The following is a 24,895-nucleotide window of genomic DNA, read 5'->3' as shown; positions in this document are numbered from 1 at the left end:
AGACAATTGTCTCTTTATCATGTCGATCCACGGACCACGCATGCCTGCGTCCTGCCGAACGATAAAATCAACGATAACGACATGAAAAAAATTGCACTTGCATTTGCCCTCGCCATCGCTTCGCTCGGCGCGGCCCAGGCCCAGACCTTCGTTCCGGTCGAGGACCTCGCCGCCAGGCCGCTGCGCTTCGTGTTCGGCGCCGGCCTGACCCTTGGCGGCGACAAGATCGCGACCGCCTTCTACGAAGACGACAGCGAACTGAACATCAAGGCCGGCGACTCGATCGCCCTGCAGTTGGGCATCGACTACCGCGTCAACCCCCGGTTCTCGATGCAGGGCACGATCGGCTACCACGTCGACCAGCTGAACGCGCGCAATGGCCACATGCGCTTCGACCGCATCCCACTCGAGCTGCTGGGCTTCTATCATGTGGGCGAGAAAGTGCGCGTCGGCGGCGGCCTGCGTTACGTCACCAAGGTCGCGTTCAGCAGCGGCGGCGCCTCCGACGTCGGCGATTACGACTTCACCGACAGCACCGGTGCGGTGGCGGAAATCGAATACGCCTACTCGCCGCGCGTCGGCTTCAGGCTGCGCTACGCGAACGACAAGTTCAAGGAAAAAATCAGCCGCATCCCGGTCAAGGGCGACCACGTCGGCCTGTTCGTGAACGTCTATTTCTGAGGCCGGCCTCGGAACGCACAACCGGAAACCACGAGCGATCGTGGTTTTTCATTTTTGAGGGACCTGGAACCGCATGCTCAAACTCAGCCTCGACGCACTGCTCACCGTCGACACCATCGCCCGCCGCGGCTCCTTTGCCGCCGCCGCCAAGGAGCTGTTCCGGGTGCCGTCCACGATTTCCTACACCGTCTCCAGGCTCGAGGAAGACCTCGGCGTGCAGCTGTTCGAGCGCTTCGGCCCGCGCGTCGAACTGACCGCCGCCGGCGCCGAGCTGCTCAAGGAAGGCCGCTACCTGCTGAAAGCCGCCGGCGACCTGGAACGGCGCGTGCGGCGCGTGGCCTCCGGCTGGGAGACCGAGTTCACGATCGCGATCGATTCGATGCTCTCGCCTTGCGCGCTGATGGACGACATCACGGCCTTCTACGGCATCGCCGACCAGACCCGCCTGCGCCTGATGAAGGAAGCACTCTCGGGCACCTGGGAAGCCCTGCTCGAGCGCCGCGCCGACCTGCTGGTGGGTGCGGCCGGCATGGGTCCGCCGGGCGGCGGCTACACGGCCGAGCCGATCGCCACGATCGCCTTCGTGTTCGTGGTCGCACCCGGACATCCGCTGGCCGGCGTCGACCATCCGCTGTCGAAAAGCGATCTCGCGGCCCATCGCGCGGTCTCGGTGTCCGATTCGGCGCGCCAGCTGCAGGCGCGCACCGTCGGCCTGCTGTTCGGCCAGGACACGCTGGCGGCGCCCGACATGCAGACCAAGTACGACTTCCAGCGCGCGGGCCTCGGCTTCGGCTTCCTGCCCGGCGCCTGGGTGCGCGAGGACATTGCGCAGGGGCGTTTCGTGGTCAAGGAAGTCGAGGAACCGAAGCCGGACGAGACCCTGTATCTCGCCTGGCGCACCGGAGAGGAAGGCGCGGCGCTGCGCTGGTGGCGCGAGCGCCTGCGGACCTCGGGCAGCGCGGCGCGGCTGATCGAGCCGCGTTGACGCCTTGTAGGGTGGGCATGCCCACCCTACGGACATCGTGCCGCAGGTGTCCGTCGCTTACAGCGGCAGGTCGAACAGCAGCACTTCGGCGTCGACCGCGCCGTCGAGCGTCACCTTCTCCTCGGCGTCGATGCGCACCGCGTCGCCGGCTTTCAATGCCACGCCATTCACGTTGAGCGCACCGCGCGCCACGTGGACATAGGCGATCCGGCCCTGCCGCAGCGGGAACGAGAGGTCGTCGCTGCCGTCCAGGATCGCCGCGTAGAGGAAGGCATCCTGGCGCAGCGAGACCGATCCTTCGCGGCCGTCAGGCGAGGCCACCAGACGCAGGCGGCCGGTTTTCGAGGCGACGTCGAAATGCTTCTCTTCGTAGCCGCCCGGCTTGCCGACTTCGTTCGGCTGGATCCAGATCTGCAGGAAGTGCACCGGTTCCGTCTTCGAATGATTGAACTCGCTGTGCACCACGCCGTCGCCGGCACTCATGCGCTGGACGTCGCCATAGCGCAGGACCGAGCCGTTGCCCATGCTGTCCTTGTGTTCCAGCGCGCCGTCGAGCACGTAGGAGATGATTTCCATGTCGCGGTGGCCGTGCGCGTCGAAACCGCGGCCGGCGGAGACACGGTCCTCGTTGATCACGCGCAGCGGGCCGACGCCCATGTGGGCCGGGTCGTGGTAGTGGCCGAACGAGAAGGTGTGCTTCGAATCGAGCCAGCCGAAATTGGCGACGCCGCGTTCTTCGCTTTTACGTACTTTCAACATGATGCGCTCCTTTTGTTATCGGCCGTTCGAACGATTCGAATCTCGCTGCCTCCCCGGGCTCTCCCGGTTCAACGCTGGCCGTGTTGTGCATGGATTGAATTATGCGCGCCCCCTGCCGGATCAAAAAGCGAGTAGTTTGCACGGCTATCATCGAAATTTTCGAACGGGTCAATCCTCCTGCGCCCGCAGCGCTTCGCCGATGGCGTAGTACTGGCCGCCGGCCACGTGGTGGATGCTGCGCCACTCGGGCCCGGCGTTCTCGAACTGCCAGTGGCCGTCGCGAAAAGCGCGCTCGTCGGCCCAGGCGGCGACCACTTCGCCGATGAACAGGTCATACGTCGCCTGGATGTGCGGCTCGGGCACCAGGCGGCATTCGAGCCAGGCCGCGCAACCGGCGACGAAGGGCAGCGTGTCGCCGCCAAGGCGCAGCAGCGCGACGCCGGCTTCGCGCAGCTTGCCGGGGTGCTGGTCGAGGCTGCGGTTGCCGACCCGGTTGGTCAGCTCGAGCAGCGCGGCGGTCGGCACCTGGATCACGAAGCGGCCGCTGGCCTCGATCAGCGCGCGCGTGCGGGTCGCCTTGTCGAGCACCACGGTGAGCTTGGGCGGTGCGAAATCGAGGGCGCAGGCCCAGGCAGCGGCCATGACGTTGTCGACGCCCTCGAAGTGGCCGGACACGAGCACCGTCGGACCGTGGGTCAGCAGGCGGTAGGCTTTATCGAGGGGGACCGGCTGGATGTGTTGGTTCATGCATTCTCCGAAGATAACGGTAAGGACGGTGCGCGGCAGAGATGCGGGTCGGCGGCGAACAGGTCCTCGACCCATTCGGCGAACACACGCAGCTTCGGGCTCGCCATCCGGCCTTGCGGATGGACCAGAGACACGGGCATCGGCACGCTCGGACAGTCTGCCAGCACCTCGACCAGCGCGCCGCTCGCCAGGTGATCGTGGACCATGTAGGTCGCGGCCTGGATGATGCCCAGGCCCTGCAGGCCGCAGGAGACGTAGGCGTCGGCGTCGTTGACCGAGAGCATGCCGGGCAGCCGGCGCCGCTCGATGCGCCCGCCGACGCTGAAATCCCAGTCGAAGGGGCGGCCCGTGCGGCCCGAGAAATGCACGATGCCGCGATGCCCGTCGAGATCTTCCAGGGTCTCCGGCACGCCGTGGCTGGCCAGGTAGGCCGGCGCGGCGCAGGTCACGAAGCGCATGCTGCCGACCTGGCGCCCGATCAGGGAAGAATCGTCGAGCTCTCCCACCCGCAGCGCGCAGTCGATGCCGTCGCGGGTCAGGTCGGCCAGGCGGTCGGCCAGGCTCACCACCAGTTCGATGTCCGGATAGCGCGCGTGGAACTGCGCCAGGCGCGGCACCACCACGCGGCGCCCGACCGCGCCCGGCAGCTCGATCCGCAAGCGGCCGCGCGGCACGCCTTCGCTGCTGCGAAAGCGTCCCTCGGCCGCCTCGACGGCGGCCAGGATCTCGACGCAGCGGGCGTAGAATTCGGCGCCGTCGGTGGTGAGCGCCACCGAACGTGTCGTGCGCAGCAGCAGCCTGGTGCCGAGATAGGCTTCCAGGTTCTGCATGGTCGCCGTCAGCGAGGCGCGCGGCAGGTTCAGGGTTTCCGCCGCGCGCGAAAAACTGCTCGCCTCGACGATGCGCACGAAGGTCTGCATGGCTTTGATCCGGTCCACGGCCTGCCCCGATTGTTCATATAAAACGAATTGTATAGGAGATGAACCGGGTAATTATCTTTACAGTGCGCCTCGCTAGAATGGGGGCAACTTATCGAGGAGCCGCCATGACACCGATTCATTCCCCTGCAGACGATATTTCACCCGGCATGATCCGCCTGCTCGCCCTCGCCGCCGGCCTGATCGTCGCCAGCCTCTATTACGCCCAGACCCTGGTCGGACCGATCAGCGCGGCCACCGGCCTCTCGCTCGATGCGGCCGGACTCATCGTGACGCTGACCCAGGTCGGCTATGCGCTCGGCCTGCTGTTCATCGTCCCGCTGGGCGATTTGCTGGAAAACCGCAAGCTGGTCTTCGTCCTGCTGCTGGGCACCAGCGCCATGCTGGCCGCCGCCGCCTTCAGCAGCAGCGCCGCGCTGTTCCTGGCCGCTTCGCTCGGCATCGGACTCGGTTCGGTGGCCGCCCAGGTACTGGTGCCCTTCGCCGCCCACCTGGCGCGCGAGGAAACGCGCGGCCAGACGGTCGGCAAGGTCGTCAGCGGCCTGCTGCTGGGGATCATGTTGGCGCGGCCGGCCGCCAGCCTGATTGCCGACCACTTCAGCTGGCATGCCGTGTACGGCGGCGCGGCGCTGGCGATCGCGGCGCTGGCCTTCGTGCTGCGTGCGCGCCTGCCGCAACGCGCCCCTGCCTCGTCCCTGCCCTACGGCCGCCTGATCGGTTCGATGTGGCAGCTGTTGACGACCACGCCCGTGCTGCGCCGGCGCGCCGCCTATCATGCGGCCATGTTCGCCTCCTTCAGCCTGTTCTGGACCGTCACCCCGCTGGTGCTGGCCGGTCCCGGCTTCGGGCTGTCGCAGACAGGGATCGCGATTTTCGCCCTGGTCGGCATGGCCGGCGCCGTCGCCTCGCCGGTGGCGGGACGTCTCGCCGACAAGGGGCACACCCTGTTCGCGACCGCCGCCGCGCTGCTGCTGGGCGTCGTCAGTTTCGTCCTGCCCCTGTTCGCCCCGGGCTCGCGCGAGGTCGCGCTCGGCCTGCTGGTACTGGCCTCGATCATCCTCGACATGGGGGTGGCCGCCAACCTGGTGCTGGGCCAGAGAACGATTTTCGCGCTCGGCGCCGAAGTGCGCAGCCGCCTGAACGGCATCTTCTTCGCCCTGTTCTTCGCCGGCGGCGCGGTCGGTTCGGCGCTGGGCGCCTGGGTGTATGCCCGCCACGGCTGGCAGGCCGCGCTACTGACCGGCCTCGCCTTCCCCGCAGCCGCGCTGGTCTACTGGACGAGCGAGTGGGCGGCCGAGCGCCGCCTCACGCAAAGCGCGCAAGCTCCTCTTCAGTGAAACCGGCGCGCCGCCGCGCCTCCAGGTTGAAAGGCCCCTTCAACACCGGGGCCTTGTAGCGTACGACCAGTTCCTGCTCTCTGATGATGACTCCATCATCAGCAGAGTCCAAACACCTCTGGGCTCGCCAGTACCTTTGTATCCTCAACAGCGAGCTGAAGGCTCGACGCATGCGCCGATTGTCAGGACGAAGCGTCTAACTCTATTCCTCGCGGTCCAACGCTCTGGGGCCGAAGAACTCCCCACCGTGCAATATTTTGAGGGGTCGTTAGCACACGGCGGAGGTGTATGTCATGGCCGAAGCCTGTCAGCCTGTGAGCGTCCCTGTAGGGCTCGATTAGCTCAGCGTTTTCGAGCTGCTTAAGAATGCGTTGAGCATTATCGCCATTTCCTGGAGTGAAGGTTGCGCCGCTTACCTCAGCCTCAGCCATGGAACCAAATAACGCGCGAGCCAATTCGTCGAGATAGAAAACCTTCGCTATCACCTCATTTGAGCTGGCCGTCTTTTCCTCAACTTCAAGCTTTTCCCGGCGTAGTTTGTCTGACTCTAGTCGCAAATCATCGATCTGCTTATTCAAGTTCTTCTCAATCGTAGTGGAAGCATTACGGCTAACGTCAAGCTGCGACCTCAGATCAGCGATCTCACCTGCACGAAGGTTTCTCTGTTCTTCAATACCTTCGTCACGCATCTTCTCAGCCGCTCGGATCGTCTCCCTAAGCTTCATCCGCTCCTCTTCCCCGATAGGCGTATCGTTTTCGGTTGCGAGCTTAATCTTTTTCATACGCACCGCTTTTCGCGACGATAACTCGAACGCTTTCTCCTCGAAATATGGGAGGACCATGAGGTAAAACACCGTCACCAATGCCGGCCCAAGAAATCCCACACACAGCCAGTAATAATCAGGTGAAATCGACTGTCCAAGTATCGTGAAGTTATCGAACCTCTTGGGTAATGCCTCAATGTCGGCGAACTTTTCAGATGATTTTCCGCCTGAAAACAAGATAACGATCAGCCGATAGTTCCAGAAAATCCAAGAACATATGAAGGAGAAAACGAGTGGGCTGCTGGCTCGATCGTATAGCTGAGCCTTCATGGTTTTGATGAGGTCGTCCATCTATCGGTCACCTAGATGCAAGAAAGGCAACCATAGTAGACCCTAACTTAGCGGATGACAACTCCTCATAAGTTCTGGCAGTTTGGGCCTCGATCGCGTGCTATTTAAATTCAAACTATCGCTTCCCCGCCGCTTGATGAGCGGTTGGAGTAGACTTGCAAGACTTACAAATTCTTGAGGTGGTTGATGAAGGTATTCATGAGCTGGTCTGGCTCACGTAGCCGCGCTGCTGCGGAGCTGTTGAAATGGTGGACGCGCAGTATCATTCAGGCGGCACGCCCATGGATCTCTACAGAAGACGTCGACCGCGGCTCTCTTTGGTTCTCTGAGATCAGCAATAATCTCAGCGATACGGCGATAGGGATCGTCTGTCTGACTCAAGAGAACAAAGATCGCCCTTGGATTTTGTTCGAGGCAGGTGCGCTTGCCAAGGGGCTGTCGAACAGTCGAGTGTGTACGTTCTTAGTGGACCTTGAACCGAGCGATATTCGTGACCCGCTCGCGCAGTTCAACCATACCCAGCCGACCGAGGAGGACATGCGCAAACTGGCACGGACTCTTAATAGGCAGCTTGGCGACGCTGCCCTTGACGACGCTGTCTTAACGGACGCTTTCGACGCATATTGGAATCAATTCCAAACGCGCTGGAGCAAACTGATCACTGAGATCCCGCAAGAGACAAAGGTCGTGAAGCGACCCGCCGACGACATTATGAGTGAGGTACTTGAGCATGTACGAGGGATGACTCAGCGGATTAGAAAGCTTGAAAGCGCTTCCGAACATTTCCCGTCCTGGCAGCACAAGCAAGGGAAAGGAATCAGCGCCGCAGTTTCGGTACCAAGCGCCGTTACTACCCAGCAACTTATCGTAAGTCGGATGAAAGAAAGGATTGTTGCGGGACACCCCTTAGATGATCTCATTAAAGAAGGCGAGGATATGGGATACGACCAAACGATGATGGAACTGTTCGTTAGACTGGCAACTGTTGAAGCAAAGATACAAGGGAAAGACATCCCGGCGGAGTTTGTGCGTAATGCCGTAAGAAATGCTGGACTGTCTTAAACCTAGCTCTTGTAGCAGTACGCTTTACTGTATGTATGCACAGTAAAGTTACACCATTGAGGAGAAGGGGCCAGCGCAAGCACGAGCGCGAAATCCTCTCGGCGGCACCTACCGAGGGCGACCTCACCATGTTCTACTGCGGCGGCGTACCTAAGCTGAAGCTGTCAGCCCATGATGACCAACAGGCTAAGCCGCTCATCCCTCCCCTGCTCGACGTGACGCTGATGACGTTGCATGGCAATAAGATGCTGTTCAAAGGGTTTAAGCGTGGACCAGACGTGCCGAGTACGTGCAGGAGTAGTCTATTCACGTTGGATACTAGACAGCTCAACAATCAAAGACGTATGACTGAACTAATCAGCGCACAGGTAGTTCAAATAGTACTTGATTGTTTCACGAAAGGACAGTCGGCGTCGAAGGCTAATATACGCTATTCGCGATCGCATGCTGGCATCCATAGGCCAGTCCGCGATTACTGATGTATTAATTTCCTAACTGCCGACGAACGCATCAAGCTCAATTGGATGCTTAATTTGTAAATGCAATTCTGCCTCGAAGACCTGAAGTAATTGGCCTATGCAGCAAGTGAGACCGCGCACAAAAGCAAGATCCTCTTGAAGCTCTCTACGAGTGGCTTAGACAGCACGGTGTACTTGCAGGACAGGTCTAATCACGTCGGCGGATGATCCTCAATAAGGCGAAAGAAGGCATACTGCTGAGCCAGCGCGCCATCTTCGCGCTCGGCGCCGAAGTGCGCAGCCGCCTGAACGGCATCTTCTTCGCCCTGTTCTTCGCCGGCGGCGCGGTCGGTTCCGCGCTGGGCGCGTGGGTGTATGCCCGCCACGGCTGGCAGGCCGCGCTACTGACCGGCCTCGCCTTCCCCGCAGCCGCGCTGGTCTACTGGACGAGCGAGTGGGCGGCCGAGCGCCGCCTCACGCAAAGCGCGCAAGCTCCTCTTCGGTAAAGCCGGCGCGCCGCCGCGCCTCCAGGTTGAATGGCCCCTTCAGCACCGGGGCCTTGTAGCGCACGACCAGATCGTCGTAGGTGGCGCGCAGCGGAAGCCCGCGCGCCGCGCACAGGAAGCCGTACCAGCGGTTGCCGATTTCCACGTGGCCGACCTCGTCGCGCAGGATGATGTCGAGGATCCTCGCCGCCGCCATGTCCCCGGCCTGGGCCAGTTTCGCGCGCAGCGGCGGAATCGCGTCCAGGCCGCGCGCCTCCAGCGTGCGCGGCACCAGCGCCATGCGCGCGAGCACGTCCCCTTTCGTCTTGTCGACCATCTCCCACAGACTGTCGTGACCGGGGAAGTCGCCGTAGGCATAACCCAGCGTCTTCAAATGGTCGGACAGCAGCGTGAAGTGGTAGGCCTCCTCCTTCGAAACCTGCAGCCAGTCGGCGTAATAGGCGTCCGGCATGCCGGGGAAGCGCCACAGGGCGTCGAGCGCCAGGTTGACGGCGTTGAATTCGATATGGGCCAGCGCGTGGGCGAGCATGGCGCGGCCCTCGACGCTCGTCATCGAGCGCCGGCCGACCAGGCGCGGCGATACCAGTTCGGGGCGCGCGGGACGGCCGGGAATCGCCCCATCCGCTTGCAGCGCGGTGCCGCTGTCGAGCGCGATGGCACCGGCGGCAAACGCCTGGGCCAGTGCCGCCACTTCGCGGGTCTTGATGAGCGGATCGGTCTCGAGCAGGCAGCGCAGCGCGCCAGCCCGCAATTCCGGGACGTGTGGCATGGTCGTTCTCGTGCGGATAAAGGCGGCAGTGTATCAGCCCGGCGGCCGATAGCCCGCGTCGGATATTGCCAGATCAGCCTCAGGCTGAAGACAGGAACCAGCCGAGTGCGCCGCAATTGACAAGGACAGTCAGCCAGAACGCCATGCGGAAGGATGCTTTCTTCGACTTATGCCGGAGCAGTTGCTGCGCCACGAGGGCGCCCGGCCATCCCCCGGCCAGGGAGAGCATATGCAGCGTACTTTCCGGGGTGCGCCACCGATTGTTCTGCGCGGCGGATTTGTCGACTGCATAAGCGATGAACGTCATCACACTCAAGCAGATATACAGGCCAAACAGGAAAGCCGGCACTTTCCCCGCCAACGCGGCAACGGCCAGGAGCAGGAGGAAACAGCTTGCAATGACCAGCGAAATGCCTCCCGTGCGGGCATTCGCCTGACGCCGCGCACCAAGCCGCACGAAAGCGACGTTCTCGGCCCGCGGCTGCCCTTTGTCGTTTGCGCTCAGCTCATAGGTCACTACGTTGTCGGCTGCCGGACGGCGACTGCGATCGGAGAACGATTTGATGTGGACGAAAACCGCCGGCCCTCCGCCGTTCGGAGTAATGAACCCGAAGCCCTGCTCATCCTTCCAGGAAGTGATTTTTCCCTGGTACCGCACGCTAGCGCAAGTTCCCTGTATGCCCCAGCGAATACCGCCCCGGCTGCGGCCACACCGTCAGCCCGTGCGGCTCGCCGCCGACTTTTACCTGGCGCACGTCGCCGTTGGCGGTGTCCATGCGGTAGACGACGTCGTCGAAGCGTCCGGCTAGCCACAGCCATTTGCCGTCGGCGCTGACGTTCCCCATGTCGGGACTGCCGCCGTTCGGAATCGCCCAGTGGGCCACGATCTTTTCGCTTGCGAACTCCAGCACGTCGACGCTGCCCGGGCCCTTGCGCTTGCCGTGGATGCGGTGGGTGCCGCGGTTGGTGATGTAGAGGAATTTGCCGTCGCGGCTGGGATACAGGCCGTGGGTGCCGGGACCGGACGGGATGAAGCCGACCTTGGTGAAGCTCGCGCCGTCGACGATGTGGACGCCGTCGGCCATCATGTCGGCGATATAGAAGCGCTTGCCGTCGGGCGAGATGCGCACGTCCTGCGGCATGCCCTTCTTGCTCGTGCAGATCTCGCTGGCGCCCGGGTTGCGCGGATCGAAGCCTTCGCGCACGCGCGTGGCCGGCATGCTGAGCTTCAGGTAGCCCAGCACCTTGCGGTTGGGGAGGTCGATCTTGGCGACCGAGCCGTCGAATTCGCAGGTGAACATGGCGTAGCGGCCGTCGATCGAGAATTCAGCGTGGTTGATGCCGCCGCACTGGGGCACGTCGATCGCGTACTGCATCGCCATCGTGTGCGGGTTGCGGAAGTCGAGCCGGCGGCGCGCCTCGGCGACCACGATGGCCGACTTGCCGTCGGGCGTGAAGTACATGTTGTAGGGGTCGTCGACCTCCACCTCGGGGCCCGGCTTGCCGGTGGCGGGGTCGATCGGCGTCAGGCTGCCGGTGTTCTTGCGCTCGGCGTTATTCGCTACCCATAGCGTGCGCAGGTCCCAGGACGGGATCACGTGCTGGGGACTGATGCCGACCTTGAAGCGGTCGACCACCTTCATCGTTGCCGGATCGATCACGCTGACATCGTTCGAGCGCAGGTTCGGCACGTAGACGCGCTCGAGGTCCTTGCTGACCGCTGCGCTCAGGTGGGTCGAGCCGATTTCGCTGTACAGGTTGAGCGAATCGACGACCGGCGGCATGCCCGCCTCCGTGACGACGGGCGTTTTTTTGACAGCGGCGACGGGAGGCGCGACGTCCCGCACACGGAGGACACTGAAGGCGCCGGCGGCGATGGCGGCGGCAAGGACGGCGGCGACGACTACTTTTTTCGATGGCACGATGGAGTTCTTTACGGTTGCCTGGATGGGTTCTGGATTGGGTGTTCTTGCAGACTGGCGCGGATGGCGGCGACCGAAGCGGACACGATGCGGTCGACGCCGAGCCGGCCCAGTTCGGCCGTCGCCCGGCGCGGATCGCCGTCGACGCCGCCCGCCTTGCCTGCCTTTGCGCCGGCCGCCAGCGCGTCCTGGCGTACCAGCGCCGGATCGATTGCCAGCGACAGGGCCGTATCGGCCAGCCCTGCGTGCATGCCGATTTCGGCATCGCCATGGCCGCGCCGCTTCAGCTCGGCCACATAACTGCTCTGCGTTGCCCGGTAATAGTCGAGCAAGGCGTGAACGCGGCAAGATGGCGCGCGGTTGACGCGTGCCGCGGCCTTTTCTTCGTTTTTCTGGTAGCCGCCGTGGTCGCCGAGGAAGAATACGTCGCGCACCCCATGCTGGCAGAAGCTGCGCGCCGTCGCTTCCAGCACCGACTCGAAGGCAGCGTCAGGTATCGAGATCGTGCCGGCAAAGCGCATGTGCCCGGCCGGCGGCGTGATCGCACCCTCGGGCACGTAGGCAATCGTCGGCGCCACCAGCGTATTGCCGAGGCCCTGGGCGATGCGGCCCGCCAGCACGCGGGCGCGCACATTGTGCTTGCCGAGGGCGATATGCGGACCGCTTTGTTCGGTGCCGCCGATCGGCACCAGCACCGTGGTGGCACCGGCCGCGATGCGGTCGCGCAGCTCGGGCGAAGTCAGGTCTTCGATATAGACGCTGGCAGGTCCCGATGCGGCCGCGAGCGTGGGCGCGGCCAGCGCCAGCATGAGGCTGGCCACCACACATACCTTGCGCTGCCGACTTTTTTGCGGATGAAGCATCGTGTTCCGTTTTCCAGGGCGATTGACTGCGTGAGCGGACGCTTGCCGCGCGTCATTACTTCAACATTGTAGAGCAAGCGGCCCATGCAAAACCGATGTTAAAGGTGTTTTGCCCGTCTCTGTTGCAAAGCCGCAGTACGCTCATTATTGGTGCGACAACTGGTGCAGCCTTCTGTCCAATATGGTGCGGCCAATGCACGATTCCAGTGCATGATGTTCAATCCAGGCCGGCTCGCTTGTCAAATCAAGGACTTGGCATGGTGCGGCAGGCGGCCCGGAACTTGCTTAGAAACACGCTTACGTCTCAACCATGCACTTTTTTAGAAAGTTTTTCGGATGGATGCACTCAAACACGGCGCCGACACCCTGTTCGTTCTCCTCGGCGCAATCCTGATCCTGGCCATGCACGCCGGCTTCGCATTCCTCGAGCTTGGCACGGTGCGCAAGAAAAACCAGGTCAATGCGCTGGTCAAGATCCTGGTCGATTTTGCGGTCTCGACGATTGCCTATTTCTTCATCGGCTACACCATCGCCTACGGCGTCGACTTCTTTTCGGACGCCGCCTCGCTCAGCCAGCGCAACGGCTTCGAGCTCGTGAAGTTCTTCTTCCTGCTGACCTTCGCGGCGGCCATCCCGGCCATCATTTCCGGCGGAATCGCCGAGCGCGCCCGTTTCCACCCGCAGCTCGTCGCCACGGCCCTGCTGGTCGGCTTCGTCTATCCCTTCTTCGAAGGCATCGTGTGGAACCATAACTACGGCATCCAGGCCTGGCTGAAGGGAGCGCTGGGCGCGGAGTTCCACGATTTCGCCGGTTCCGTGGTCGTGCATGCGGTCGGCGGCTGGGTGGCGCTGCCGGCGGTGATCCTGCTCGGCGCGCGTCGCGGCCGTTATTCGAAAAACGGCGCGATTTCTTCCCACCCGCCGTCGAGCATTCCCTTCCTGGCACTCGGCGCCTGGGTGCTGGCGGTGGGCTGGTTCGGCTTTAACGTGATGAGCGCGCAGACGCTGGACAAGATCAACGGCCTGGTGGCGCTCAATTCGCTGATGGCGATGGTGGGCGGCACCCTGGCCGGCGTCCTGGCCGGCAAGAACGACCCGGGCTTCGCCTACAACGGACCGCTGGCCGGCCTGGTCGCCATCTGTGCCGGCTCGGACCTGATGCATCCGCTGGGCGCGCTGGTGACGGGCGCCATCGCCGGGGGCGTCTTTGTCTGGATGTTCACGCTCACGCAGAACAAGTGGAAGATCGACGACGTGCTGGGCGTGTGGCCCTTGCACGGCCTGTGCGGCGCCTGGGGCGGCATTGCGGCCGGCATCTTCGGCCAGCACGCGTTCGGCGGCCTCGGCGGCGTGTCCTTTTTCGCGCAGCTGCTCGGCACGCTGCTGGGCATCGGAATCGCGTCCGCGTCCGGCTGGATCATTTACGGGCTGCTGAAGAAGACCGTCGGCATCCGCCTCGATCCGGAAGAGGAGTACAACGGCGCCGACCTGTCGATCCACAAGATCAGCGCGACGGCCGAGCGCGAGACGAGCTGGTAAAAGGGAATGTAGGGCGGGCTCCGCCCACCCCACAAGGTCAGCCTTGCGGCTGGGTTGCCCCGCCACCGGCCGATTCAGTCACTGCGGCGCGCGGAAAGAAACGCTCGCGCAGCGAACCCAGCAACGACCAGCCGAGCCCGGCCACGGCGAGGGTCATGATGGTGCCGACCAGCCCGTTGCTCCAGAAAATCCCCAACCCTCCGCGCGAGGCCAGCATGCTCTGGCGGAACGCGTCCTCGGCGCGGTCGCCCAGCACCAGGGCCAGCACCAGCGGCGCCAGCGGGTAGTCGAGTTTCTTGAACACGTAGCCGACGATGCCGAAGGCCAGCATCAGCCAGATGTCGAACTGGGCGTTGTGCACCGTGAAGGCGCCGATCGCGCACACCACGAGGATCGCCGGGGCGATGATCGAGAACGGAATGCGCAGGATCGCGGCGAACAGCGGCACCGTCGCCAGCACGATGATCAGGCCCGACAGGTTGCCGAGATACATGCTGGCAATCAGTCCCCAGACAAAATCCTTCTGCTCGACGAAGAGCAGCGGACCCGGCTGCAGACCCCAGATCATCAGGCCGCCCAGCAGCACCGCGGCGGTGGCCGAGCCCGGGATGCCCAGCGCCAGCATCGGCAGCAAGGCGCTGGTGCCGGCCGCATGCGCCGCCGTTTCCGGGGCGAGCACGCCGGCGATATTGCCCTTGCCGAAGCTGTCCTGGTCGCGGGCAAATTTCTTGGCCACGCCATAGCCCATGAACGAGGCCGCCGTGGCGCCGCCCGGCGTGATGCCCATCCAGCAGCCGATCGCCGACGAGCGCAGCAGGGTGGCGAAGTGGCGCGGCATCGTGGCCCAGGTCTTGAACACCACCTTCAGGTCGATCTTGCCGTTCTTGCCGCGGAAGGCCAGGCCTTCCTCGATCGTGATCAGGATTTCGCTGATGCCGAACAGGCCGATCACCGCCACCAGGAAGTCGAAGCCGCGCAGCAGCTGCGGGGCGCCGAAGGTCATGCGCAACTGGCCGGAGATGGTATCGAGGCCGACGGCCGCCAGCACGAAGCCGATGCACATGGCGATCACGATCTTCGCCTTCGATTCCTTGCCCATGCCGATGAAGCTGGCGAAGGTGAGGAAATACACCGCGAAGAATTCGGGCGGCCCGAAGCGCAGCGCGAATTTCGCCACCAGCGGCGCCAGGAAGGTGATCATCAGCACGCCGACGAGCGCCCCGATGAAGGAGCCGGTAAAGGCGCTGGTCAGCGCTTCGCCCGCCCTGCCCTGCTGGGCCAGCGGATAACCGTCGAAGGTGGTGGCCACCGACCATGCCTCGCCCGGAATATTGAACAGGATCGAGGTGATGGCGCCGCCGAACAGCGCGCCCCAGTAAATGCAGGACAGCAGGATGATCGCCGAAGTCGGGTTCATCGTAAACGTCAGCGGCAGCAGGATCGCCACGCCGTTCGGGCCGCCGAGCCCGGGCAGCACCCCGACCACGATCCCGAGCAGGATGCCGACGATCATCAGCCCGCCGTTATGCCACGACAGGACGGTCGCAAAACCGTTGAGCAGCGCGTTGAAGTCATCCATGTGATATCCGATCAGTAACCGAACAACTGTTCGAGCGGGCCCTTGGGCAGCGGCACCGTGAACATGATTTCAAAAATCCAGAACAGGACCAGGCTGACGATCACACCCGTGAGGGCCGACCGGTACCAGCTGAACTTGCCGACGAGGCACATGAAGATGCCGATGAACAGCGCCGAGGCCACGTAGATGCCGATGAACTGGACCGCCGCGATGTAGACGATCAGCGGCAGCAGCACGATCGCCACCAGCTTGGCCTGGGCCTGCTCGAGGAATGCCGAGCGGTCGTTCTTGCGCAGCGCCTGGACCAGCACCACGAGACTGGCGAGGAAAATGGCGATCCCCATGCGCATCGGGAAGTAGCCGGGCTGCGGGCCGTCGTCCGCCCAGCCGGCACCGAGCTTGTAGTTGCTGACGATGGCCAGCAGCGCGAACGCGGCGACCACGATGCCGACCACGATTTCCGCGGTGCGCTTGGTGATGACGGCCGCCGATGGCGCGACGCTGCCGTCGATGTCTTCCTGGGAGTTCATGGACGCGTCCCTTACGGTGCCATGAAACCGGCCGCCTTCATGATCTGGCGGTGGTTCTGTTCGTCCTTGCCCAGGTAGGCGCGCAGCTGGTCGCCCACCATGACGGTCGACTTCAAGGCGTTCTTCGTCACGTACTCTTTCCACTCAGGGGTGGCGACCACCTTCATCATCAGGTCGGTGTAGTACTTGGTCACCTCCGGCGCGACCTTGCCCGGCAACATGAAGACACGCAGCATCTGGTACTGCACGTCGAGGCCCTTTTCCTTGCAGGTCGGGATGTCGGCCCAGCTCTGGGTATCGGTCACCTTTTCGGTATAGGCGCTGCGCTTGTCGGCGAACAGGCACAGGGCGCGGTGCTGGCCGGCGCGCCATTGCGCGATCGATTCGGACGGATTGTTCGGGTTCGAGTCGATATGCTTGCCCGAGAGCTGGGTGGCCGCCTCGCCGCCGCCCTTGTACGGGATGTACACGAACTTGACGCCCGCCGCCTTCTCGACCAGGGCGGTGATGATGTGGTCTTCGCGCTTGGAGCTGGTGCCGCCCATCTTGAATTTCGATGGTTCCTTTTTCACTGCCGCCAGGTACTCGAGCGGCGTCTTGTATGGGGTTTCGCTGTTCACCCAGAAAACGAATTCGTCCTGCGCCACCATCGCCACCGGCGTCAGGTCGCGCCAGTTGAAATCGAGGCCGGTCGCCAGCGGCACCGTGTACAGGCCGGAGGACGACACGACGAGCCGGTGGGCGTCGCCCGGCGTGCTCTTGATGTCGAGCAGGCCTTCGGCGCCGCCGGCGCCCGCCTTGTTCTGCACCACAATCGGCTGGCTGACCAGTTTATGCTTGGCGATGATTCCCTGGATGGCGCGCGCCATGTTGTCGGTGGCGCCGCCGGCGCCGAAGGGCACGATGAACTCGATCGACTTGGTGGGTTCCCAGTCCTTGGCCATGGCGCCGTGCGCCATGCCGACCGTCAGACCTGCGATTGCGAGAGCATGCTTGAGCTTGAAATTCGGGGTGAGGCTGTTCATGAACCGTCTCCTGTCCGGGCCGTGGCCCTTGTTTTTAGTGTTGTTCCAGAGGTGAGTCGCGAAAGGATGCTATGCCGCCCGCTGCAGGGACGGGCCCGGCAGCGATTCCCGCAGCGAGCGCATCGCCGCGGCCACCCCGCCGGCCTGGTGCGGCACGCCGGCCAGCGCCAGGCCCATCTCGACCCCGGCCAGGGTGCCCATCAGCGTCAGGTCGTTGAAATCGCCCAGGTGTCCGATGCGGAACACCCAACCGCTCAGCTTGGAGAGGCCCTGGCCCAGCGACATATTGAAATTCGTCAGGATCAGCTTGCGCAGCGCGTCGGCGTTGTGGCGTTCGCCGTTCGCGCCATTCGGCATGACCACCGCCGTCAGCACGCCGCTGTATTCAGCCGGGTTCTGGCACAGGATCTCCAGGCCCCAGGCACGCACGCACTGGCGGGTCGCCTCGGCATGGCGCTGGTGGCGCGCGAACACGTTCTGCATGCCCTCTTCCAGCAGCATGTCGCAGGCTTCCGACAGGCCATACAGCAGGTTGGTCGCCGGGGTGTAGGGCCAGAAGCCGTTCTTGTTGGCTTCGATGATCTCGTCCCAGGCCCAGAAAGCGCGCGGCAGCTTCGCCGTCCGCGAAGCGGCAATTGCCTTTTGCGACACCGCATTGAAGGACAGGCCGGGCGGCAGCATCAGGCCCTTCTGCGAGCCGGCCACGGTGACGTCCACGCCCCATTCGTCGTGGCGGTAGTCGAGCGAGCCGAGCGAAGAGATCGTGTCGACCAGCAGCAGCGCCGGGTGGCCGGCCTTGTCGATGGCGCGCCGCACTGCGGCGATATCGGAGGTGACGCCGGTCGAGGTTTCGTTGTGCACCACGCAGACGGCCTTGATCTGGTGCGCGGTGTCTTCCAGCAGGCGCGCTTCGATGCGGGCGGCGTCGGCGCCGCGGCGCCAGTCGTCGCCGATGAATTCGGGTTTCAGGGAGAGCCGCTCGGCCAGCTTCTTCCACAGAGTGGCGAAGTGACCGGTCTCGTACATCAGTACCGTGTCGCCTGGCGAGAGCGTGTTGACCAGCGCCGCTTCCCAGGCGCCGGTGCCGGAGGCCGGATAGATCACCACCGGCTGCGTCGTCCCGAAGATCTGGCCGATCTCGCCCAGGATTTTCTTGCCCAGCTGCTGGAACTCGGGACCGCGGTGGTCGATGGTGGGATAGTCCATGGCACGCAGGATGCGGTCGGGGACATTGGTCGGGCCGGGGATCTGCAGGAAATGCCGTCCGGACGGGTGGGAATTCAGCTTCAACATTGCAACTCCTAGAGAAGGGCCAACGCAGTCAGAGATATTCGAGCGACGAGCAACTTTGCATACAATATACTTAAACGCGGCAGTGTCAAGAAAATATCGTGTTGCGCCGCAGCGCGGCAATCGCAGTCTTTTCCGCTACCCTATAGTCGATGCGCAAGGCGTGGCGAGCCTGGCAGCCGGGGCGGACGGTGTCGAAAGAATCATTTGACGCTCGAAAAATCGTATACAATATATTTCATGATTCACGAACCAATACTCCCACCCCCAGCCCGTCCGGCCGTCATCGACCGCCAGGGCCTGGCTTCCGCCGTCACGGTACGCCTGCGCGACATGATCATTGAGGGCACCCTGGCGCCGGGCACCCGGCTCAACGAACGGGTGCTGTGCGAACAGCTGATGGTCTCGCGCACGCCGCTGCGCGAGGCGTTCAAGGTCCTGGCCGGCGAAGGCCTGATCGAACTTCTTCCCAACCGCGGCGCCCAGGTGGCCGAAATGTCGATGGCCGACATCGAGCAGACCTTCGAGGTGCTGGGCGCGCTCGAGGCGCTGTCCGGCCAGCTGGCCTGCGAACGCATCACCGATGCCGAAGTCGTCGAGATCCGCGCGCTGCATTACGAGATGCAGGCGGCGCATGCGCGGCGCGACCTGGCGGCCTACTACAAGATCAACCACGAAATCCATGACCGCATCAACGCCGCGGCCCGCAACGCGGTGCTGACCACCACTTACCTGCACCTGAACGCGCGCATCCAGAACCTGCGCTTCCGTTCCAACTTCAACCAGGACAAGTGGGATGCGGCGATGAAGGAGCACGGCATCATGCTCGACGCCCTCGAGCGGCGCGACGGCCCTGCCCTGCGCGCCATCCTCGAACACCACCTTCAGTCCAAGCGCTTCACGGTCGTGTCCGACCTGCGCGCATACGAAGCCACCCAAAAGGCCTAGCCCCCATGAACGCACCCGCCGCCGCACCGATCAAGTTGAGCGAACAACTCGCTTCCCGAATGAATGGGCAAGGACTGGCAAAGCGGCTGGCGGCCGAAACGGGGGGCGAAGTCCTGTTCGACGCCGCCTCGCGCGGCCGCTACTCCACCGACGCCTCGATCTACCAGGTTGATCCGGTCGGGGTGTTCGTGCCGCGCACCGAGCGCGACGTCGAGCTGGCAATCGCCATCGCGCGCGAGATGGGCGTGCCCATCCTGCCGCGGGGCGCCGGCACCAGCCAGTGCGGCCAGACCGTGGGCGAAGCGCTGGTCATCGACAACAGCAAATACCTCAACCAGGTGCTCGATTTCGACCCGGCCGCGATGACGGTGACGGTGCAGCCGGGGATCGTGCTCGACCACCTGAACGCCTGGCTGAAGCCGCACGGCGTCTGGTTCCCGGTTGACGTCAGCACGGCGGCCCAGTGCACGCTCGGCGGCATGGCCGGCAACAACTCCTGCGGCTCGCGCTCCCTCGCCTACGGCAACATGGTGCACAACGTGGTGGCGATCGACGCCATCCTGTCGGACGGCACCGAAGCCCGCTTCCAGGACGAACGGATGATGCAGGATGCGCCGCCGCGCGTGCGCGAACTGTTGGCCGGCCTGCGCGCCATCGCCGCCCGCGAACACGAGGAAATCGCGCGCATGGTGCCGAAGGTGATGCGCCGCGTCGGCGGCTACAACATCGACATCTGGCACCCGCAGAGCGAACGGCCCTACACCGGGGACGGCAGCGTCAACCTGGCCCACCTGCTGGTCGGCAGCGAGGGCACGCTGGCGACCACCCGCCGCATCGTGCTCAAGGTGCAGCCGCTGCCGAAACATAAAACGCTCGGCGTCGTCAACTTCCCGACCTTCCACCAGTCGATGGAAATGACGCAACACATCGTCAAGCTCGCGCCGGTGGCGGTGGAGCTGGTCGACCGCACCATGATCGAGCTGGCACGCGACAACCCCGCCTTCCGCCCGGTGATCGAAAAAGCCCTGATCGGCGCGCCCGATGCGATCCTGCTGGTGGAATTCGCCGGCGAATCGATGGACGAACAACGCGCAGGCCTGGCCCGGCTGGTGAGCCTGATGGCCGAGCTGGGACTGCCCGGCAGCGTGGTCGAAATGGTCGACGCCGGTGCCCAGAAGGCGCTGTGGGAAGTGCGCAAGGCCGGCCTGAACATCATGATGAGCATGCGCGGCGACGGCAAGCCGGTCTCCTTCATCGAAGACTGCGCCGTGCCGCTCGAGCATTTGGCCGAGTACACCAGCGCCCTGACCGAAGTCTTCGCACGCTACGGCACGCGCGGCACCTGGTACGCCCACGCCTCGGTCGGCACCCTGCACGTGCGGCCGATCCTGGACCTGCGCCGCGGCGGCGCCGAAAAGATGCGGGCGATTGCCGAGGAAGCGGGCGCGCTGGTGCGCAAGTACAAGGGCGCCTTCTCGGGCGAGCACGGGGACGGCCTGGTGCGCAGCGAATGGGTGGCCTGGCAGTTCGGCCCGCGACTGATGCGCGCGTTCGAGGAGATCAAGGCGCTGTTCGATCCGGCCGGGCTGATGAACCCCGGGAAGATCGTCCGTACCACGCGCATGGACGACAAATCCCTGTTCCGCTACAAACCGGGCTACCAGCCGGCGGCCTTGACGACGGCGCTCGACTGGTCGGCCTGGAACGTGCAGGTCGACCCGGTGACCGAGGAAAGCACGGCGCCCGGCGCCGGCGGCGACCCGGCCGGCGGCTTCGCCAAGGCGGTCGACATGTGCAACAACAACGGCCATTGCCGCAAGTTCGACGCCGGCACCATGTGCCCGAGCTACCGCGTCACGAAAGACGAGCAGCACCTGACGCGCGGCCGCGCCAACACCCTGCGCCTGGCCCTCTCCGGCCAGCTGGGCGAAGACGGTTTTACCTCCGAGGCGATGCGCGAGACGCTCGACCTCTGCGTCAGTTGCAAGGGCTGCAAGCGCGACTGCCCGACGGGAGTCGACATGGCGCGCATGAAGACCGAATTCCTCTACCACTACCAGAAGAAGCACGGCCTGTCGCGCAAGGACAAGCTGATCGCCAACCTGCCGCGCTGGGCGCCGTGGGCGGCGCGCCTGCCCTGGCTGGCCAACCTGCGCGATACGGTGCCGGGAGCTGCCGGCTTGTCCGAGAAGCTGTTCGGCTTCTCGGCCAGGCGTTCGCTGCCGACCTGGCGCAGCGACACCTTCATGGCCCGCCTCCAGGCGCCTGCGTTGGCGCCGGAGCAGGCGGACGTCGTCCTGTTCGCCGACACCTTCAATAATTATTTCGAGAGCGAGAACGCCATGGCCGCGCTGCAGGTGCTGCAGGCGGCCGGCTACAAGGTGCACGTGGCGCGGCCGGCTTCCCGTGACGCCGAACCCGCACGTCCCCTGTGCTGCGGGCGCACTTACCTGGCCAGCGGACTGGTCGACGAAGCCAGGGCCGAAGCACGCCGCGTGGTCGAGGCGCTGCGCCCCTTCGTGGCGCGCGCTGTGCCCGTGGTCGGGCTGGAGCCGTCCTGCCTGCTGACGCTGCGCGACGAATTCCTGGTGATGGGGCTGGGCGCGGATGCCGAAGCACTGGCCGCGCAGGCACTGCTGTTCGAGGAATTCCTGGCGCGCGAGCACGCGGCCGGCAAGCTCAAGCTGGACCTCAAGGCGCTGCCGGAAGCGCGCGCCCTGCTCCATGGCCACTGCCACCAGAAGGCCTTCGACGCCGTGCGGCCGGTGCAGACGGTGCTGGGACTGATCCCGGGCCTGAAGGTGGAACTGATCGAATCGAGCTGCTGCGGCATGGCGGGCAGCTTCGGCTATGAAGCGAAACACTACGCCGTGTCGATGCAGATGGCCGAGCTGTCCCTGCTGCCGGCGGTGCGCGCCGCCGGCGCCGACACCGTGCTCGTGGCCGACGGCACCAGCTGCCGCCACCAGATCGCCGACGGCGCCCAGCGCGAAGCCGTCCACGTGGCGCGCGTGCTCGCGCGCTCATTGAAGGCGTAATCCGTAGGGTGGGCGCCCCGTGCCCACCCTACACCTGAAAGGACATCATGACCGAGCAGAATGGCAGAGTACACCTGACGATCAAGGACGGCGTGGCAGCCATCCTGATCGACCGCCCGCAGGCGCGCAACGCAATGACCTGGGCGATGTACGAAGAACTGGGGAGCATCTGTACGCGGATCGCGGGCGACCTGTCGATCCGGGTAACGACGATTCGCGGCGCCGGCGGCGAAGCCTTTGTCGCCGGCACCGACATCGAACAGTTCTCCACCTTCAAAGGCGGAGACGACGGCATCGCCTACGAACAGGCCATCGACGAGCGCGTGGGCCAGGTCGAAAGCCTGCCGATGCCGACCATCGCCATCGTCGAAGGCTGGGCGATCGGCGGCGGCCTGGCGCTCAGCGCCGCCTGCGACTTTCGCATCGCCACCCCGAGCGCGGCCTTCGGGGTGCCGATCGCGCGCACGCTCGGCAACTGCCTGTCGATGAAGAACACGGCGCGGGTCGTCGCCGCGGTGGGCGTGCCGACCGCGAAGCGCCTGCTGCTGCTGGCCGAGACCATCAGCGCCGCCGAGGCGCAGGCCAGCGGTTTCGTCACCAGGGTGGCCGAGCCGGACGCTCTGGACGCCGAAGTTGCCGGCATGTGCAAGCGCCTCGCCGGCCATGCGCCGGTCACGATGCGGGTGTCGAAGGAAGCCATCCGCCGCCTCGTCAATGCGGGCCTGCCCGACGGCGAAGACCTGATCCGCGCCGCCTACGGCAGCAGCGACTTCAAGATCGGCGTGAACGCCTTCCTCGACAAACAGCGCCCTCAATGGACCGGAGCATGACGACCAAACCAACACACACCGGTCCCCTGGCCGGCATGCGCGTGCTCGAACTGGCGCAGATCATGGCGGGGCCGACCTGCGGCATGATGCTGGCCGACATGGGCGCCGACGTCATCAAGGTCGAGAAGCTGCCGGGCGGCGACGACGCCCGCGCCTACCGCGAGCCGCGCGTGAACGGCGTCTCGGCGCCCTTCATGATCCTGAACCGCAACAAGCGCGGCATCGCCCTCAACCTGAAACTCGAGCAGGGCCGCGACATCCTGCTGCGCATGGTGAAGGAAGCCGACGTCCTGACGGAGAACTACCGCCGCGGCACCCTCGAAAAACTGGGACTCGGCTACGACGTATTGAGCAAGGTGAACCCGGGCCTGATCTACTGCGCCGTGTCCGGCTACGGCCGCAACGGTCCCGACGCCGACAAGCCGGGCTTCGACCTCATCGCACAGGGCTTTTCCGGATTGATGTCGGTCACGGGCGAGCCGGGCGGACCGCCGGTCAAGACCGGCAACTCGATCGCCGATACCAACGCCGGTATCCTCGCGATGGCCGGCATCACCGCCGCCTACGTCCACAAGCTGAAAACCGGCGAAGGGCAAATCGTCGACACCTCGCTGATCGAGGCGGCCCTGCAGCAGACCTACTGGCAGGCGGCCATCTATTTCGCGACCGGAGAATCCTCGGGCCCGACCGGCTCCGCCCACCTGCTCACCGCGCCCTACCAGGCCTTCAAAGCCAGCGACGGCTGGATCAACATCGGCGGCGCCAACCAGGGCAACTGGGAGCGCATCGCGGTCGCGCTGGGGCGCCCGGAATGGCGGGAGGATCCGCGCTTTGCGACCAATACGCAGCGCATGGAAAACCGCGAAGCGCTGGTCTCGATGATGAGCGAGATCGTCGCGAGCCGCACCAGGACGCAGTGGATCGCCATCCTCGACGAAGCGGGCGTGCCCGTGGGCCCGGTGCACACGATCGCCGAGGCGCTCACGCACCCGCAAACGCTGGCGCGCGAGATGGTGGTCGACCTGGTGCACCCGCAGGCCGGACCGACCCGCGCGCTCGGCTGCCCCATCCATTTCTCGAAGACGGCGACGCGCATCGACCGGCCGGCGCCGATGCTGGGCGAGCATTCGCGCGAACTGTTGCGCGAGTATGGGTATGGCGATGCGGAGATCGATGGGTTCGTGGAGGCGGGGGTGATCGAGGAAGCGGCGGGCTGAGGGGACAGGGAGGGTCGTCACCGCCTGGCGAAGGACGGATTCGGCCCTCAGCTGCGCTCTTCCTCCAACAAATCGTCGTCGCCAATGGGCGCGGCATTTGGACGCTCGTCGATGACAAACCGGGCGATGCGAATGGCCCGGTTCCTCGCTTCGCTCACCGTGCCGTACGATGGCTCGGTGGTAAAGCATGGTTCTGTCGCCGCCCTGCCGACTGGGCTTATCTGAATGGAGGAATGCCATTTCGGCGTCTTCGGTCGCCCGTCCGAGTGCAGGCTGACTGCAATATCGTAACCGCGGTAGGTGCCCACTCGGTCCATGGCGCGTCTCCTGGTGGAAGGGACATCGTAACAGGATGCGGGCAGTGGCACGCGTCCGGGCGGATCTTCGTTCGCGCAGGCGATCACGCAGGTGATCAGGCAGGTGAGCATCGTCGCGTCACCGCGAACCTTGTCCGGCCGCTTTTCAGGCCGGACGACTGCCGTTCAGTCCCAGGTAGCGCCCCTCTTCGTCGACGTGCGCCGGATCGACGTCCATTTCGCTGTCCGGTATCGCTGTGAGCTTGTTAAGGACGATATACCCCATCGTCGCGTAGCCGTGCGACAAGTTTTCGTCATGGTCGAATGCGTATTGCGCGTAGCGGTAGACTTTTACGGTCATCGATACCTCCTGCTTGCCCTTCGCCCAGGTGGCGCTCTTTCACAGACTAACACCGAACAGCGCGATCCGGTGTACGGCTGCGCTTCCGCCCTCCAAGCCA

General features: G+C 64.5%; 24 protein-coding genes and 2 pseudogenes. 10 read left to right on the top strand and 16 right to left on the bottom strand.

The genetic code is table 11. From position 1 onward, the window contains the following. The first annotated feature begins 81 nt into the window (after positions 1–81). Positions 82–681 (top strand): outer membrane beta-barrel protein, encoded by a 600-nt coding sequence (locus LPB04_RS17050; RefSeq protein WP_193685698.1) that lies wholly within the window; start codon positions 82–84, stop codon positions 679–681. Positions 682–754: 73 nt separating this feature from the next. Further along, the gene (locus LPB04_RS17045; protein WP_193685697.1) at positions 755–1,666 is read left to right on the top strand and encodes a LysR substrate-binding domain-containing protein; all 912 of its coding nucleotides are present in this window, start codon (positions 755–757) and stop codon (positions 1,664–1,666) included. Positions 1,667–1,723: 57 nt separating this feature from the next. Here the strand turns inward: LPB04_RS17045 and LPB04_RS17040 are convergent, their stop codons facing one another. The 3 genes from LPB04_RS17040 to LPB04_RS17030 all read right to left on the bottom strand — a co-directional run bounded on the left by LPB04_RS17040 (position 1,724) and on the right by LPB04_RS17030 (position 4,110). After that, complete coding sequence (locus LPB04_RS17040; protein ID WP_193685696.1) at positions 1,724–2,425, bottom strand: pirin family protein; 702 nt, start codon at positions 2,423–2,425, stop codon at positions 1,724–1,726. A 168-nt stretch (positions 2,426–2,593) separates the two neighbouring features. Next, entirely contained in the window at positions 2,594–3,172 is a 579-nt protein-coding gene (locus LPB04_RS17035) for a flavin reductase family protein (RefSeq protein WP_193685695.1), read from the bottom strand. Beyond that, positions 3,169–4,110, bottom strand: a complete 942-nt coding sequence (locus LPB04_RS17030) for a LysR substrate-binding domain-containing protein (protein ID WP_193685694.1) — start codon at positions 4,108–4,110, stop codon at positions 3,169–3,171. Before LPB04_RS17030 ends, LPB04_RS17035 begins: the two co-directional genes overlap by 4 nt. A 107-nt stretch (positions 4,111–4,217) precedes the next feature. Between LPB04_RS17030 and LPB04_RS17025 the strand changes: the two genes are divergently transcribed. Further along, a complete protein-coding gene (locus tag LPB04_RS17025; RefSeq protein WP_227496448.1) occupies positions 4,218–5,447 on the top strand; it encodes an MFS transporter in 1,230 nt (409 codons plus the stop codon). Here LPB04_RS17025 and LPB04_RS24100 read toward each other — a convergent pair. Next, positions 5,416–5,520 (bottom strand): annotated as a pseudogene (locus LPB04_RS24100) (DUF455 domain-containing protein); the annotation flags it as partial. The gene LPB04_RS17025 and the pseudogene LPB04_RS24100 sit on opposite strands and share 32 nt — an antisense overlap. A gap of 109 nt (positions 5,521–5,629) precedes the next feature. After that, entirely contained in the window at positions 5,630–6,562 is a 933-nt protein-coding gene (locus LPB04_RS17020) for a hypothetical protein (protein WP_193685693.1), read from the bottom strand. Positions 6,563–6,748: 186 nt separating this feature from the next. Here LPB04_RS17020 and LPB04_RS17015 point away from each other — a divergent pair, with 186 nt between their 5' ends. Together LPB04_RS17015 and LPB04_RS17010 are read left to right on the top strand one after the other, a co-directional pair. Beyond that, entirely contained in the window at positions 6,749–7,624 is an 876-nt protein-coding gene (locus LPB04_RS17015; RefSeq protein WP_193685692.1) for a TIR domain-containing protein, read from the top strand. 682 nt (positions 7,625–8,306) lie between these two features. Beyond that, positions 8,307–8,588, top strand: a complete 282-nt coding sequence (locus LPB04_RS17010) for a hypothetical protein (protein ID WP_307727229.1) — start codon at positions 8,307–8,309, stop codon at positions 8,586–8,588. Here LPB04_RS17010 and LPB04_RS17005 read toward each other — a convergent pair. The 5 genes and pseudogenes from LPB04_RS17005 to LPB04_RS16990 form a co-directional block, all read right to left on the bottom strand. Next, entirely contained in the window at positions 8,557–9,357 is an 801-nt protein-coding gene (locus LPB04_RS17005; protein ID WP_193685691.1) for a ferritin-like domain-containing protein, read from the bottom strand. The two genes, LPB04_RS17010 and LPB04_RS17005, sit on opposite strands and share 32 nt — an antisense overlap. Positions 9,358–9,436: 79 nt before the next feature. Beyond that, complete coding sequence (locus LPB04_RS17000) at positions 9,437–9,874, bottom strand: DUF1294 domain-containing protein (protein WP_229515050.1); 438 nt, start codon at positions 9,872–9,874, stop codon at positions 9,437–9,439. A gap of 3 nt (positions 9,875–9,877) precedes the next feature. Next, positions 9,878–10,015 (bottom strand): annotated as a pseudogene (locus tag LPB04_RS24465) (cold shock domain-containing protein); the annotation flags it as partial. Position 10,016: 1 nt separating this feature from the next. Next, entirely contained in the window at positions 10,017–11,279 is a 1,263-nt protein-coding gene (locus tag LPB04_RS16995; RefSeq protein ID WP_193685689.1) for a YncE family protein, read from the bottom strand. Between the two features lie 11 nt (positions 11,280–11,290). Further along, the gene (locus LPB04_RS16990) at positions 11,291–12,088 is read right to left on the bottom strand and encodes a creatininase family protein (RefSeq protein ID WP_193689051.1); all 798 of its coding nucleotides are present in this window, start codon (positions 12,086–12,088) and stop codon (positions 11,291–11,293) included. A 390-nt stretch (positions 12,089–12,478) separates the two neighbouring features. Between LPB04_RS16990 and LPB04_RS16985 the strand changes: the two genes are divergently transcribed. Then, the gene (locus LPB04_RS16985) at positions 12,479–13,681 is read left to right on the top strand and encodes an ammonium transporter (protein WP_193685688.1); all 1,203 of its coding nucleotides are present in this window, start codon (positions 12,479–12,481) and stop codon (positions 13,679–13,681) included. A 37-nt stretch (positions 13,682–13,718) separates the two neighbouring features. Here the strand turns inward: LPB04_RS16985 and LPB04_RS16980 are convergent, their stop codons facing one another. The 4 genes from LPB04_RS16980 to LPB04_RS16965 form a co-directional block, all read right to left on the bottom strand. Further along, positions 13,719–15,260, bottom strand: coding sequence for a tripartite tricarboxylate transporter permease (locus LPB04_RS16980; RefSeq protein ID WP_193685687.1), 1,542 nt, complete (start codon positions 15,258–15,260; stop codon positions 13,719–13,721). An 11-nt stretch (positions 15,261–15,271) separates the two neighbouring features. Then, complete coding sequence (locus tag LPB04_RS16975; RefSeq protein WP_193685686.1) at positions 15,272–15,790, bottom strand: tripartite tricarboxylate transporter TctB family protein; 519 nt, start codon at positions 15,788–15,790, stop codon at positions 15,272–15,274. Positions 15,791–15,801: 11 nt separating this feature from the next. Next, the gene (locus LPB04_RS16970) at positions 15,802–16,815 is read right to left on the bottom strand and encodes a Bug family tripartite tricarboxylate transporter substrate binding protein (protein ID WP_193685685.1); all 1,014 of its coding nucleotides are present in this window, start codon (positions 16,813–16,815) and stop codon (positions 15,802–15,804) included. Positions 16,816–16,884: 69 nt separating this feature from the next. Next, on the bottom strand, positions 16,885–18,108 hold the full coding sequence (locus LPB04_RS16965; protein WP_193685684.1) for a pyridoxal-phosphate-dependent aminotransferase family protein: 1,224 nt from the start codon (positions 18,106–18,108) through the stop codon (positions 16,885–16,887). A gap of 237 nt (positions 18,109–18,345) precedes the next feature. Between LPB04_RS16965 and LPB04_RS16960 the strand changes: the two genes are divergently transcribed. Genes LPB04_RS16960 through LPB04_RS16945 form a run of 4 tightly spaced genes read left to right on the top strand, consistent with a single transcriptional unit; the run spans position 18,346 to position 24,138 of the window. Continuing rightward, positions 18,346–19,053, top strand: a complete 708-nt coding sequence (locus tag LPB04_RS16960) for a GntR family transcriptional regulator (RefSeq protein WP_193685683.1) — start codon at positions 18,346–18,348, stop codon at positions 19,051–19,053. 5 nt (positions 19,054–19,058) lie between these two features. Next, entirely contained in the window at positions 19,059–22,091 is a 3,033-nt protein-coding gene (locus tag LPB04_RS16955; RefSeq protein ID WP_407943865.1) for an FAD-binding and (Fe-S)-binding domain-containing protein, read from the top strand. A gap of 47 nt (positions 22,092–22,138) precedes the next feature. After that, a complete protein-coding gene (locus LPB04_RS16950; RefSeq protein ID WP_193685682.1) occupies positions 22,139–22,921 on the top strand; it encodes an enoyl-CoA hydratase/isomerase family protein in 783 nt (260 codons plus the stop codon). Then, on the top strand, positions 22,918–24,138 hold the full coding sequence (locus LPB04_RS16945) for a CaiB/BaiF CoA transferase family protein (protein WP_227496447.1): 1,221 nt from the start codon (positions 22,918–22,920) through the stop codon (positions 24,136–24,138). The genes LPB04_RS16950 and LPB04_RS16945 overlap by 4 nt, the downstream gene beginning before the upstream one ends. Before the next feature lie 47 nt (positions 24,139–24,185). On the opposite strand, the gene LPB04_RS16940 is transcribed toward LPB04_RS16945, so the two are convergent. After that, on the bottom strand, positions 24,186–24,566 hold the full coding sequence (locus LPB04_RS16940; protein WP_193685680.1) for a hypothetical protein: 381 nt from the start codon (positions 24,564–24,566) through the stop codon (positions 24,186–24,188). Positions 24,567–24,600: 34 nt separating this feature from the next. Further along, complete coding sequence (locus LPB04_RS16935; protein WP_193685679.1) at positions 24,601–24,795, bottom strand: hypothetical protein; 195 nt, start codon at positions 24,793–24,795, stop codon at positions 24,601–24,603. Between the last annotated feature and the right edge of the window lie 100 nt (positions 24,796–24,895).

Source organism: Massilia litorea, from assembly GCF_015101885.1.
Taxonomy (GTDB): Bacteria; Pseudomonadota; Gammaproteobacteria; order Burkholderiales; family Burkholderiaceae_D; genus Telluria; species Telluria litorea.
Note: the sequence above shows the minus strand (reverse complement) of the source record. Positions and strands in the feature narration are given on the sequence as shown.

Bases quoted from the DNA above. Each gene is read 5' to 3' on its own strand.
- LPB04_RS17040 (WP_193685696.1), bottom strand. From the start codon at position 2,425: ATGTTGAAAGTACGTAAAAGCGAAGAACGCGGCGTCGCCAATTTCGGC.
- LPB04_RS17010 (WP_307727229.1), top strand. From the start codon at position 8,307: ATGATCCTCAATAAGGCGAAAGAAGGCATACTGCTGAGCCAGCGCGCC.
- LPB04_RS17050 (WP_193685698.1), top strand. From the start codon at position 82: ATGAAAAAAATTGCACTTGCATTTGCCCTCGCCATCGCTTCGCTCGGC.
- LPB04_RS16985 (WP_193685688.1), top strand. From the start codon at position 12,479: ATGGATGCACTCAAACACGGCGCCGACACCCTGTTCGTTCTCCTCGGC.
- LPB04_RS17045 (WP_193685697.1), top strand. From the start codon at position 755: ATGCTCAAACTCAGCCTCGACGCACTGCTCACCGTCGACACCATCGCC.
- LPB04_RS16975 (WP_193685686.1), bottom strand. From the start codon at position 15,790: ATGAACTCCCAGGAAGACATCGACGGCAGCGTCGCGCCATCGGCGGCC.
- LPB04_RS16970 (WP_193685685.1), bottom strand. From the start codon at position 16,815: ATGAACAGCCTCACCCCGAATTTCAAGCTCAAGCATGCTCTCGCAATC.
- LPB04_RS16965 (WP_193685684.1), bottom strand. From the start codon at position 18,108: ATGTTGAAGCTGAATTCCCACCCGTCCGGACGGCATTTCCTGCAGATC.
- LPB04_RS17025 (WP_227496448.1), top strand. From the start codon at position 4,218: ATGACACCGATTCATTCCCCTGCAGACGATATTTCACCCGGCATGATC.
- LPB04_RS17035 (WP_193685695.1), bottom strand. From the start codon at position 3,172: ATGAACCAACACATCCAGCCGGTCCCCCTCGATAAAGCCTACCGCCTG.
- LPB04_RS16940 (WP_193685680.1), bottom strand. From the start codon at position 24,566: ATGCTCACCTGCCTGATCACCTGCGTGATCGCCTGCGCGAACGAAGAT.
- LPB04_RS17005 (WP_193685691.1), bottom strand. From the start codon at position 9,357: ATGCCACACGTCCCGGAATTGCGGGCTGGCGCGCTGCGCTGCCTGCTC.
- LPB04_RS16945 (WP_227496447.1), top strand. From the start codon at position 22,918: ATGACGACCAAACCAACACACACCGGTCCCCTGGCCGGCATGCGCGTG.
- LPB04_RS17020 (WP_193685693.1), bottom strand. From the start codon at position 6,562: ATGGACGACCTCATCAAAACCATGAAGGCTCAGCTATACGATCGAGCC.
- LPB04_RS16960 (WP_193685683.1), top strand. From the start codon at position 18,346: ATGATTCACGAACCAATACTCCCACCCCCAGCCCGTCCGGCCGTCATC.
- LPB04_RS16980 (WP_193685687.1), bottom strand. From the start codon at position 15,260: ATGGATGACTTCAACGCGCTGCTCAACGGTTTTGCGACCGTCCTGTCG.
- LPB04_RS16955 (WP_407943865.1), top strand. From the start codon at position 19,059: ATGAACGCACCCGCCGCCGCACCGATCAAGTTGAGCGAACAACTCGCT.
- LPB04_RS17015 (WP_193685692.1), top strand. From the start codon at position 6,749: ATGAAGGTATTCATGAGCTGGTCTGGCTCACGTAGCCGCGCTGCTGCG.
- LPB04_RS16935 (WP_193685679.1), bottom strand. From the start codon at position 24,795: ATGACCGTAAAAGTCTACCGCTACGCGCAATACGCATTCGACCATGAC.
- LPB04_RS16990 (WP_193689051.1), bottom strand. From the start codon at position 12,088: ATGCTGGCGCTGGCCGCGCCCACGCTCGCGGCCGCATCGGGACCTGCC.
- LPB04_RS16950 (WP_193685682.1), top strand. From the start codon at position 22,139: ATGACCGAGCAGAATGGCAGAGTACACCTGACGATCAAGGACGGCGTG.